The organism is Neisseria sp. P0021.S005 (assembly GCF_051956955.1).
The window spans coordinates 1-10,394 of the sequence record NZ_JBQCWY010000069.1 but is presented as its reverse complement, the minus strand read 5'-3'; the positions used below and the strand labels follow the sequence as shown (position 1 = coordinate 10,394).

General features: G+C 46.2%; 13 protein-coding genes and 1 other RNA gene. 13 read left to right on the top strand and 1 reads right to left on the bottom strand.

Annotated features, from left to right (window positions below; translation table 11 throughout):
- The 13 genes from ssrA to ACTHUE_RS06105 all read left to right on the top strand — a co-directional run.
- Nucleotides 1-244, top strand: a transfer-messenger RNA (tmRNA) gene (gene ssrA / locus ACTHUE_RS06165); the annotation flags it as partial.
- Between the two features lie 278 nt (nucleotides 245-522).
- Nucleotides 523-1,746 carry a tyrosine-type recombinase/integrase gene (locus ACTHUE_RS06160; RefSeq protein ID WP_107810594.1) on the top strand — a complete coding sequence of 408 codons (1,224 nt, stop codon included), beginning with the start codon at nucleotides 523-525 and terminating at the stop codon, nucleotides 1,744-1,746.
- A 31-nt stretch (nucleotides 1,747-1,777) separates the two neighbouring features.
- On the top strand, nucleotides 1,778-2,146 hold the full coding sequence (locus tag ACTHUE_RS06155; protein ID WP_070460008.1) for a type II toxin-antitoxin system RelE/ParE family toxin: 369 nt from the start codon (nucleotides 1,778-1,780) through the stop codon (nucleotides 2,144-2,146).
- A complete protein-coding gene (locus tag ACTHUE_RS06150; RefSeq protein ID WP_070460005.1) occupies nucleotides 2,143-2,454 on the top strand; it encodes a helix-turn-helix domain-containing protein in 312 nt (103 codons plus the stop codon). Before ACTHUE_RS06155 ends, ACTHUE_RS06150 begins: the two co-directional genes overlap by 4 nt.
- A gap of 20 nt (nucleotides 2,455-2,474) precedes the next feature.
- On the top strand, nucleotides 2,475-3,467 hold the full coding sequence (locus ACTHUE_RS06145; RefSeq protein WP_070459998.1) for a DUF6387 family protein: 993 nt from the start codon (nucleotides 2,475-2,477) through the stop codon (nucleotides 3,465-3,467).
- A gap of 138 nt (nucleotides 3,468-3,605) precedes the next feature.
- A complete protein-coding gene (locus ACTHUE_RS06140; protein ID WP_070459995.1) occupies nucleotides 3,606-3,836 on the top strand; it encodes a helix-turn-helix transcriptional regulator in 231 nt (76 codons plus the stop codon).
- Nucleotides 3,837-3,960: 124 nt separating this feature from the next.
- Entirely contained in the window at nucleotides 3,961-4,227 is a 267-nt protein-coding gene (locus ACTHUE_RS06135; protein ID WP_070459993.1) for a helix-turn-helix domain-containing protein, read from the top strand.
- A gap of 275 nt (nucleotides 4,228-4,502) precedes the next feature.
- Nucleotides 4,503-4,829, top strand: coding sequence for a hypothetical protein (locus tag ACTHUE_RS06130; protein WP_070459990.1), 327 nt, complete (start codon nucleotides 4,503-4,505; stop codon nucleotides 4,827-4,829).
- Complete coding sequence (locus ACTHUE_RS06125; RefSeq protein ID WP_070459987.1) at nucleotides 4,789-5,013, top strand: hypothetical protein; 225 nt, start codon at nucleotides 4,789-4,791, stop codon at nucleotides 5,011-5,013. Before ACTHUE_RS06130 ends, ACTHUE_RS06125 begins: the two co-directional genes overlap by 41 nt.
- A 145-nt stretch (nucleotides 5,014-5,158) precedes the next feature.
- Nucleotides 5,159-5,374, top strand: a complete 216-nt coding sequence (locus ACTHUE_RS06120; protein WP_049351938.1) for a hypothetical protein — start codon at nucleotides 5,159-5,161, stop codon at nucleotides 5,372-5,374.
- A complete protein-coding gene (locus ACTHUE_RS06115) occupies nucleotides 5,371-5,556 on the top strand; it encodes a polyribonucleotide nucleotidyltransferase (RefSeq protein ID WP_070459984.1) in 186 nt (61 codons plus the stop codon). The genes ACTHUE_RS06120 and ACTHUE_RS06115 overlap by 4 nt, the downstream gene beginning before the upstream one ends.
- On the top strand, nucleotides 5,553-6,653 hold the full coding sequence (locus tag ACTHUE_RS06110; RefSeq protein WP_070459981.1) for a DUF7146 domain-containing protein: 1,101 nt from the start codon (nucleotides 5,553-5,555) through the stop codon (nucleotides 6,651-6,653). Before ACTHUE_RS06115 ends, ACTHUE_RS06110 begins: the two co-directional genes overlap by 4 nt.
- Nucleotides 6,650-8,386, top strand: coding sequence for a DUF927 domain-containing protein (locus tag ACTHUE_RS06105; protein ID WP_070459978.1), 1,737 nt, complete (start codon nucleotides 6,650-6,652; stop codon nucleotides 8,384-8,386). The genes ACTHUE_RS06110 and ACTHUE_RS06105 overlap by 4 nt, the downstream gene beginning before the upstream one ends.
- A 1,169-nt stretch (nucleotides 8,387-9,555) precedes the next feature.
- Here ACTHUE_RS06105 and ACTHUE_RS06100 read toward each other — a convergent pair.
- The gene (locus tag ACTHUE_RS06100) at nucleotides 9,556-10,341 is read right to left on the bottom strand and encodes an endonuclease/exonuclease/phosphatase family protein (protein WP_070837631.1); all 786 of its coding nucleotides are present in this window, start codon (nucleotides 10,339-10,341) and stop codon (nucleotides 9,556-9,558) included.
- Nucleotides 10,342-10,394 lie beyond the last annotated feature (53 nt).

The following is a 10,394-nucleotide window of genomic DNA, read 5'->3' as shown; positions in this document are numbered from 1 at the left end:
CTTAAGGCCTGCCGTTGCAGCAGTTGGTCAATGGGCTGTGTAGCGCAAGCTACCGCAACGTCATTCTACATTGACTGGTTTTCTGTCGGGTTACTTGGCAGGAAACGAGATTTAAGGTAACTGGTTCCCTGAAGGCCTGTTGGTCGGCATGATGGGGACGAGATTCTAAATAGACACAACTAAGTATGTAGAACGCTCTGTAGAGGACTTTCGGACGGGGGTTCGATTCCCCCCGCCTCCACCATACCCTATTTTCAGCAGTATCCTGTAATACGCATAAAGCCTTGAGCCATAACGGTTTCAAGGCTTTTTTATTACCTTGAATATGCTGGCGTATGCTTGAGTTTTCATCATTTATGGGGTAACTTTTAGGGTAACTTTTCATGAGTTACCCAAAAAACAAGACCGAAAAGTGGGCAAATTAGCCCTGTTTTTTTAAACAAGTTACCCCAAAAGTCCATAAAACCAATTATTAACAATAGCTTAATGAGTTTTTAAAAGTTACCCCAAACTGGATTAAAAATGCCTAAACAGACGCTACCGCTTACAGATAGCCAATGCAAAAAACTACAACCGCCGAATCAATTATCAGACGGCGGAGGGTTATATCTTCAAGCAAGGGGAAACGGCAAATACTGGCGTTTTCGTTACTACCGGCCAAGCGACAACAAACGCGATGAAATGCGATTGGGTGTCTATCCTGAAATCAGCTTAAAAGAAGCAAGAGAAAAACGAGAAGAATTACGCGGGCTAATAGCAAAAGGGATAGACCCTAAGCTACACCAGCAAGACAAAGCACAGAGGCAGGCAGAGCAGCTAAAAAACACATTTGAGGCTATTGCGCGCAAATGGCACAGCGACCAAGTAGCAAAGCCGAATAAATGGAAGCCCGACCATGCACAAAGAGTTATCCGCAGCCTTGAGCTTCATATTTTCCCTGACCTTGCAACACGCAAAATAGACGAAATCATGCCGCTTGAGGTTTTAGGACTGTTACAGAGGCTGGAATCGGCGGGGAAATATGACACGGCACAAAAAATTTATGACGTAGTAAACCAAGTTTTCAAATATGCCGTGAAACTTCGCTTGAGCCTATTCAATCCCGCCGCCGAATTGCGGGGAGAGCTGGCAAAGGTGGAACAGAAACATTACCGCTTCATTAAAGACCCGCAAAGGATAGGCGAGATGTTACGAGCTTTTGACGGTTACGCTGGCTTTCCGCAAACACGCGCCCTATTACAGCTTTCCCCTTATGTATTTGCCCGCCCTTCCGAATTACGTTTATTGCGCTGGTGTGAAATTGATTGGGAGGAGCAGCAATACTATAAAGACGGCGTAAACATGAAGAACAAGATAGACCATATTGTCCCCTTGAGCCGCCAAGCCTTAGCAATACTGGACGGCTTGAAACCAGTAACCGGGCATTATGAATATGTATTTTGTAACACCAGCAAAAAACAGCCCTTGAGCGAGGGAGCAATACGAAAAGCATTAGACCGTCTGGGATTCTTGGAAGAAACCACACAGCACGGCTTTAGGCATACAGCCAGCACGATATTGAATGAGATGGGCTATAACGCCGATTGGGTAGAGCGACAACTAGCCCACAAAGACCCCAACACGACAAGGGCAGCCTATAACCATGCGGAATATTTAGAACAGCGCGCCGATATGGTTCAAAAATGGGCTGATTATCTTGATGAATTGAAAGCACATTCAGGCATATTGCAGGAAACGGCAGAATAAACTATCATCTTAAGCATTACGAAAGAAAACCATGCGGATATTTAGAAACCAGTGGATAACGAAATTTGCCAAGAAGCACAAAATCAGCGATTCCGAGCTGATAGAAGCGGTAGAGCGGGCAGATAAAGGAGTGATAGACGCAGATTTAGGCGGCGGCGTTATCAAGCAACGCATAGCAAGGCAAGGACAAGGCAGAAGCGGCGGTTATCGTAGTCTGATATTTTTCAGACGTGGGGAACGGGCGTTTTTCATGACTGCCTTTGCCAAGAACGACCGCGAAAACATCACGGACAAAGAACTTGCAGAATTAAAGAAAGCCGCCGCCATCATCTTGGCAATGACGGAAACCGACATAGAACAAGCCAAATCAAACGGCACTTTCACGGAGATACAGCCATGAAATACAAAAGCGAGATTTTTGCAGCAATACATGAAACCATGCAGGGATTGCACGACATTGGCATTATCGACAAAAAAACCATGCGCGATTTTGACAAATCATGCCTGACCGAAATCAAACCATTGAGCGGCGAAGACATCAAGGCAATCAGAGAGCGCGAAGCATTATCACAAGCCGCTTTTGCCATGTATCTGAACATTGGTAAAAACCAAGTTTCCGAATGGGAGCGGGGTATTAAAAAGCCGAGCGGCGCGGCTTTGAAGCTGCTTACTATCGTCAAGAACAAGGGAATTGAGGCGATTGCCTGATACCGGAAACAAAGCTAAAAATGAATACTCATGATTATTGTCCTAAATGGTTTGATATTTCCAAGTATGAAGAGACCTACCAATGGGGGCGGGAAGATTGGGCAATCGCTTTTGAACATAAAATTTACCACTACAATGAGAATTTAAAATATGACCGTAATCCAGATTTAGGTTATGACATCTGCAATGATTGTATAAACTCTTGGCAATCATTGTTTTTGGGTAATACTGATATTCCAAGAGATTCTAGAGGGATTCCATTAGGCAAGAATCTAATTTCTGATGATATGTACAAAATACCATTTGAAGACTTAGAGAAAACATTCCCCGATGAGAAAACATTCCCCGATTCTTCCTTTTTCTCTTGCTTTAATGGATTGCTGGCAAAACACGGGGCTGATATTGTCGATTCTGACGGGGAAAAAATGCCTATTGATGAAATTTCTACCGTAGGGATTCAATTACCCAAACTAGGCCAATTCAGATATGAAAAAAAAGCAGGGGCATATAATTGTTTCACGCCGGTGCTGATTAATTTCCAAGAACATACCGATGATGAGCTGAAAGAAATGTTTGAGTATTTCTTAAGGCAATACAGAGCATTTCAACTTTACGGCGGCCATATCCATATAAGCAAAAAATACGACATGACAAGAACATTTAGTGATTCAGAAATAGAAAGCCTAAACCGTTTCAGAGTATTGCCATGCCTAGATTTGCTGATTTGGGAGGTATACACCGGCCAACACTTCACGCATGAAGAACTGTTATTCTTACTCTTTGGCGATGGTACAGAAACCGTTATCAACCCAAAAACAGGGGAAGAATGGTTTCCCGATAAGTCCACAATCAAAGACAGCGTATTACCAAAAGCTATCCTATTATTGGAAGCAGTGGCAAACCCTTTCATGCATAGATATGATATTAAATGCAAAGAAATAAATGAGGTAATAGAATTTGAAGATGATTTTATAGATATGTATCAATTACATATGAAAAAGAAACAAAAATAACCTAAGTAAATTTTGAAATTAAAAGAGAGTTTTTTCTCATTTTTTTCTCTCTCGAAAGCCGCCCATTGAGGCGGCTATATTTATGCCTATCGAAACGCCAGCAACACGCAGGCGTGATTAACCAACCGGAGGCAATAAATGCACATTATCAATATCGACTGCTTACCTGATACCGCGCAATTAACTATTGCAGAACTTGAGACAAGCCAAGCAAAAGGACGGCGCGGAATCACTCGCTTGAGTAGCAGCCAAATCAGACGACTGGAGGCAGCAGGACAATTCCCGCAATCACGCCAAATCACAGGCACGCGCAGCCGCTTTTATGTAGCAGGAGAAGTGAAGAAATGGCTTACAGAACAGGCAAGCTAATGAAAGGAGAACAGGAGTTTTCGTAACAGTACGCGCCCGCGCGCGCGATTGTAACTCAAGACCTGATTTTTAAAAAATAAGACCGCCTGAACGGACATTCAGACGGTAGAAAGAAGAGTAGATTATGAAACTTGATTGTATCAATAACAAGCCCAAAACGCCAAGCCAAAGAGAGCGCATTTTAGCCCGATTGAGAAAAGGGAGCGTTACATCATGGGAGCTGGCACAGATGGGCATACTTGGCTATAACTCACGCATTATGGAACTTCGCAGAGCGGGGCATGAAATCATAACCGTGATGGAAGAAGTGCAAAACCAATTCGGGGCGACCGTGAAACGCGGGCGGTTTTCTTTGCTGGTGTCGGGAAAGAGTAAGCATAACGCCATCTAACCCCGTAAAAAACCATTTGACAGATTGAGCTTTGAGAAGCAGAATTAAGTTTCTCTCTTAAATTAACTAGCCCAAATCAGCAGGGTAAACGCTGATTTTTTATCGCCATTTTCTCTTATGGCGTTTGAAGCCTATTCACAGGCTTTGGACGGCATATCAAAGTTTATGGCGGTGTGTGGTAACGGCAACGTCCACGCCTGACTAGTTACAGGAGAGAGCACCGCCCCCTTATTTCGGGCATTTCTCAAATCTCAATTTAACTAGGAGCATTTCAAATGCAATCTTGCACTTCTACCCAAATCCAAACCATTCAAAATCAAGCCCAAACGGTAACCATCCCCTTAGAGCTGGCAAACCGCATTATGGACGCGCTGTACTACGGCGGCGAATTTATCGCCAATACGGGCGCAATTATCGACACCATTTGCGACAACATGGCCGCCCATCCCGTCCACAACACCCCCATAAGTGCGATCAGAAGCACGGCACGCCTTGCCACAGTCATTCAAACCCTAGTCCCCCATGCGGAAAACTTGGAATCTTTCGATTTGTCATCCGAGCTTGAGGGATATATTCAAAACCGACCCCATCCCGCGCCCTGACGATTCAGACGGCGGCGGCTACATCTGTAACCAATGCACCCCCAAAGGCGGCAGCGGTTTTGACCTGCTGGCGCTGGTGTTTGGTTACAGCTTTACGGAATCTGTAAATCAGGTTTCCGCCCTGCTGGAGCTTTCAGACGACCTGAAAGAATGGGCTGTTTACAGCGTAACCAAAGCAGATTAAGCCCACCTATTCCCTGAAATTTACCCGCCTTTATGCCGCCTATTTCAGACGGCATAGGGCAAACTTCGCCCTAGTGTTTTCATAACTAATTGATTTTATTAGGTTCATGTTTTGAAACACTGGAGGCAGAGCAAAGGATAAAACCATGAAACAGACCAATAAATCCGACCGTTTCCGCCGGTATCTTAACCGCGCCTTGCTGGTGTTTTGGGTGTTGCTTTTGGCTTTGGTAGTCCGAGCCTGTAACCAGCCCGCCCACGCTGACACGGAGCAACTAGAGCAAGAAACGCCCGCAATATGGGAAACCGACCCAACAGCAGGAATTGTTTTAGAGCCAGTATCAGAGGAGGCAGAGCAATGAAAACCATCACGGAGAAACTGGCAAACCAACTAAACAGCAAAGAAAAGGCAATCGCAGCGGCGGACGTTGTAAGCACTATCTTGCTGATTGTGAATGACGGAGCAAGCCAAAAAGAGGCGATTCATACCGTATCAGCCATAGCCCGCGAATCTATGGACAGATTCGAGGAGGTAGGAAAATGAAACCGACATGCAAAGAAATCAGAGCAGCCGCGCAATACCGCTGGCCGGAAATACACGCGGCATTAGGCATAGACCAGCGATACCTGAAAAACAAACACCAGCCCTGCCCCGCGTGTGGAGGGAAAGACCGTTTCAGATATGACGACAAGGACGGAAACGGCACATTCATTTGCAACCATTACAACAACGGCGCGGGTGATGGTTTCGGCTTGGTAATGCACTTTTTCGGGTGTGATTTTCAGACGGCCTTAAAGCAGGTTGCTGGCATTTTAGACATGGACAATGCAAACCCTTTGCCGATACCGCCCAAACGCCCACAAGCGCAGCCACGCCCCGAAAAAGACCAAATCGAGAAACTGGCCGCATTGTGGAGAAGCACAGAACCTATCCGCCCCGATTCCCCTGTTATCCAGTATTTGAGATCACGCGGTTTGGAGATGGCGCATTTACCCGAAAACGTCCGTTTCCTACCTGAAAAAGACTATTGGACAACAGTCGAAGATAAGCCGCTTTTGCTTGGCCGTTTCCCCTGTATGGTTTGCGCTATCCGCGATATGGACGAAGAGCTACAAGGCTTACACCTAACCTATTTACAGCCTAGCTATGACAAGCCATGCGGGGAGGACGGACTACACGCCCCGCGCTATCAGAAACTGGCAATCAAAGACCCTGTAACAGGCGAAGCATTACCGGCCAAGAAAATGCGAAACCGTAAGCAAGGCAGCATTTCAGGGCAAGCCGTCCACTTGTTCCCGATTCCTGAAAATGGCCGTCTTGTCATTGCAGAGGGAATAGAAACCGCCCTTGCCGCCCGTGAATTGTACAAGGCTTACGATTGGGGCTTATACGCGGCCTTGAGCGCAAACAGCATGGCAAATTTTCAGTTTTTGAACGGTATAAAAGAAATTGCGATTATTGCCGATAACGACACGCCCCGCCCCGTTGGTTACAGAGCTGCTTATGACTTGGCAATGCGAGCCATTAAGCAGGGAATCAAGGCGAGCATATGGCAAAGCAAAACGCCGGGCTATGACGCACTGGACGAACTGAACGAGAAAAAGCAATCAGACAATCATTTCGGAGGACAGACAGCATGAAAAATACCGAAACAGCGAAGCAGGAAAGCCCCAACGACTACAACCTTGAGAATATCGAGCCATTCCGCCCGCGCCCTCACTTTGAAATCGACAATCGGGGCGTATGGTGGGTAAACGTTAGAACCGATAAAGACGGCGATATTATCGAAGCAGAGCCGCTATTGCTTTCCGACCCTATCGACATCATTGGCACAGGGCAAGACAATGACGGCGCGTATTATCGGATTATCAAGTTTAAAGACAAAATCACACGCCAACAAAAGACCGCCGCCATACCACAAGCAGAAATCGGCACAGTCCAAGGCTGGCAGCGTTTGCAGAATTTCGGCCTAGTCATCATGAGCGGGCGGGCAAAAAGGGAAAGACTAGCAGACTATTTGCAGAAAGAGGGAAGCCCGGCGGCCTTTACCATTACCGACCGCGCAGGCTGGCACGAAGACAGCTACATTATGCCCAGTGGGGAAACCATCACAGCGACCGACAAAGACCCCGCCATTATCTACAACGGCGACACCAGCCAAGCAAAGGCATATCAGCCAAACGGAGAGCTTACCGACTGGCAACAAAACATAGCCCGATATGCAGTAGGAAATAGCCGTTTGTGCCTTGCTTTGGGAGCTTCATTTGCCGCCCCGTTGCTTTCCCTATTAAACGAAGAATCGGGGGGCTTCCACTTGATGGGCGATTCTTCAGACGGCAAAACCACAGCCGCAAAAGTAGCCTTGAGCGTATGGGGCAAACCATCAGGAAGCCTGTTGTCTTGGAGCGGTACGAAAATAGGCTTTTCCAACACAGCCGCCGCCCGCAATGATGGCTTGCTGGTGTTGGACGAAATAGGACAGGCAAGCCCGCACGTTATCGGCGATACTGTTTATAGCGTTATGAACGGTATCAACAAAGTGCAAGGCGCAAAACAAGGCGGAAACCGCGCTTTAAGCCGCTGGAAAGTGATGATGTTTTCCACCGGCGAAAAGACCCCCGATTCCATCTTGAAGCACCATAAGGGCGATTGGAACGCAGGACAAGCCGCCCGCCTGCCTAGTATCAGAGCCGCCGCGCAATACGGCATTTATGACACATTGCACGGATTTGAAGATGGCGCATTGTTGAGTGAGCATATCGCCCAATCAGCAGAAAAATATCACGGAACGGCAGGAAGACTATTTATCCGACAGCTTTTAGACAACCTAGAACAAGCCAAACAGCAGGCAACGGAGCGCATGGCCGCATTTATGGCAACCATTCCCGAATTATCAGGGCAGGCGCGAAGAGTAGCAAAACGCTTTGCTATCGCCGCCTCCGCTTTGGAACTTGCCGCCCCTGTTACCGGCTTGCCCGTAGGTGTAGGCATGGCAGGCGTGAAAAAATGCTTTGATGAATGGCTGGAAGCCAACGGAGCAGGAAAACACGAAGACCGCCGAATCATTGAGCAGGCAGAGGATTTTATCGCCCAGCACGCATTAGGCACGCGGTTTATGGAATGGAGCGATAAAAGCACCAATAAAGACCATGCAGGATATAGGAAACAGGAGGGGGAAAAATTGGAATTGTGGGTAATCCGCCGTGTCTTTGCCGATGAAATCGCCCAAAGTTTCGATGAAGCGAAAGTTTGCCGCGTATTAGCAGATAATGGATTGTTGAAATATAACCACAAAAACAGAGGCTACCAACACCAGCGGAAAGGTAACGGCTGGTTTCATGTTTTAGCTACAAATATAGAACTGGACGACTAATCATTTACATGGGGTTAATTCCAAAATCCTAACCAAGCCCGCCGGGATCAACACAGGCGGGCTTTTTTACGTCTAAACATTCAGGCAGACCAACCAAGAAAGCATAAAATTAACAGGAAGCCCCTAAATCTCAAAAATTAGGACTGTTTGACCCTTTCCCTATACCTACCCTACCAAAACAAAGAAACGCGCTTACAGCGCGATTTTAGCCTATTTACGCTATGACCAACAAAGACAGACGAGGGATAAATAATTTCGACACCAATACGCGCGCGCGCGAGAAAAGCAGCCCTTGAATTTTTGGAGCCCATAAAAAGGAAAGAAGACCAAGACACGCGAAAAGATAAAACCATATGCGCGAGGCAAAATCACTTGTTACCTTTGTTACCACAAAATTTAACACTTATAACTATATGAATATAAATATAAAAACACAGAAAAAACGGTAACAAATGAACATAAATTTACTTGTTACCGATTTGTTACCACTTGTTACCCTTTTATATTCAAATGGTTACGCTTAAAAAATAGGAGCGGTAACAAATGGTAACAAGGTTAAAATATGTGTTTTGTTACCATGTAAGCCATGACTGGCAAGGCTTTCAGCCATTGGTAACAAGGTAACAAACGATTTTTGCGTTTTTTTGTATATATACGCTTTTTTTGTTTGGGCGCATGACTGACAGAGCCGATACAAACAAAAGCCGCCCGAGAGACAATATCGGACGACTGGAAGAAGAAAGCAGAGAACACCCCACAAGCGCGGATAATTTCCAGTGTTACAATTCAACCATGTTTACAGCTTGGCAGAAATGCCGCAAAATATTTTTGCCCCTGCCACCCAAACAGCTTAAACTGGCAATCTGACAAGGGGTAAATAGTGCCAAAAAAATGCCCCTACCTTAAAGTTTTGGGGTAACTTTTGGGGTAACTTTTACCGTAAACAAGAACATGATTATATTTAAATCAATGAGTTAATCTCAAAGTACGATTCCCCCCGCCTCCACCAGATTTAAAGCGCAAACTTTTGATATAAAAAGGTTTGCGCTTTTTTATAAACTTAAACAGGCCGTCTGAAACTTTTCAGACGGCCTGTTTTATCTCAACTATCTGAGCGAAAAACTTTTTCTTTCGATACATTCCAAATAGTGCTTTAAAAAATTTTAGCCTTACATTTTTCTATCTGATTTCATATTCATTTTACGATGCGGCCTAACCGTTACACTCAATGGCAGATGATCTGACAAATGCTGCCAGTCTTTACTGTTGTGGATTTCAGAATCGATGACATCAAGATTGCGCGTGTAAATGCGGTCGAGGCTGAGGATAGGCAGGCGCGAAGGGAAGGTTTTGGGGCGTTTACCTGTATTATCGACGAATACTTCGTTCAAATCTAATGCCCTGCCCAGCTCACGCGCTGATTTCTGCCGCCAGTCATTGAAATCGCCGGCAATAATCAAGGGGCTGTCAGGGTTGATATGGCGGTCGACATAGTCGCTGATGGCGCGGTATTGTTTAAGGCGGTCAGGCTCGCGCAGGTTGAGGTGGACGCACAAACACACCAGCGGATCTTCCCAACCTTCAGGCACGACTTCGCAATGCAACAGGCCGCGCTGTTCGAGTTTGTTGACGCTGATGTTGAGGTTGTTTTCCGTTTTCAGCGGTAGGCGGCTGAGAATGGCGTTGCCGTGGTGTCGTTTGGGATAGACGGCATTTTTGCCGTAGCTGCGATGATAATCGAGGCTGTCGCCGATGATGTCGTAATGCGGCGCATCGGGAAAGTCGGTACGGCGGCTTCTATTGAGATGTTGTCCTTGGACTTCTTGTAAAAACAAAACATCCGAACCCAATGCACCCAGCGCGTCAGCCATACGGTTGACCTGCACTTTGCGGTTGAGCGCAGACATGCCTTTGTGCATATTGTAGGAAGTAATGGTAACTGGACGGGGAGACATGATGTGTGATGAAGCGGTTTATTTGTTTTAGTATAGCACCGGAGCGTGTGGTT

Excerpts from the sequence above, each read along its gene's own strand:
- ACTHUE_RS06160 (WP_107810594.1), top strand. The coding sequence starts at position 523 with ATGCCTAAACAGACGCTACCGCTTACAGATAGCCAATGCAAAAAACTA.
- ACTHUE_RS06155 (WP_070460008.1), top strand. The coding sequence starts at position 1,778 with ATGCGGATATTTAGAAACCAGTGGATAACGAAATTTGCCAAGAAGCAC.
- ACTHUE_RS06150 (WP_070460005.1), top strand. The coding sequence starts at position 2,143 with ATGAAATACAAAAGCGAGATTTTTGCAGCAATACATGAAACCATGCAG.
- ACTHUE_RS06145 (WP_070459998.1), top strand. The coding sequence starts at position 2,475 with ATGAATACTCATGATTATTGTCCTAAATGGTTTGATATTTCCAAGTAT.
- ACTHUE_RS06140 (WP_070459995.1), top strand. The coding sequence starts at position 3,606 with ATGCACATTATCAATATCGACTGCTTACCTGATACCGCGCAATTAACT.
- ACTHUE_RS06135 (WP_070459993.1), top strand. The coding sequence starts at position 3,961 with ATGAAACTTGATTGTATCAATAACAAGCCCAAAACGCCAAGCCAAAGA.
- ACTHUE_RS06130 (WP_070459990.1), top strand. The coding sequence starts at position 4,503 with ATGCAATCTTGCACTTCTACCCAAATCCAAACCATTCAAAATCAAGCC.
- ACTHUE_RS06120 (WP_049351938.1), top strand. The coding sequence starts at position 5,159 with ATGAAACAGACCAATAAATCCGACCGTTTCCGCCGGTATCTTAACCGC.
- ACTHUE_RS06115 (WP_070459984.1), top strand. The coding sequence starts at position 5,371 with ATGAAAACCATCACGGAGAAACTGGCAAACCAACTAAACAGCAAAGAA.
- ACTHUE_RS06110 (WP_070459981.1), top strand. The coding sequence starts at position 5,553 with ATGAAACCGACATGCAAAGAAATCAGAGCAGCCGCGCAATACCGCTGG.
- ACTHUE_RS06105 (WP_070459978.1), top strand. The coding sequence starts at position 6,650 with ATGAAAAATACCGAAACAGCGAAGCAGGAAAGCCCCAACGACTACAAC.
- ACTHUE_RS06100 (WP_070837631.1), bottom strand. The coding sequence starts at position 10,341 with ATGTCTCCCCGTCCAGTTACCATTACTTCCTACAATATGCACAAAGGC.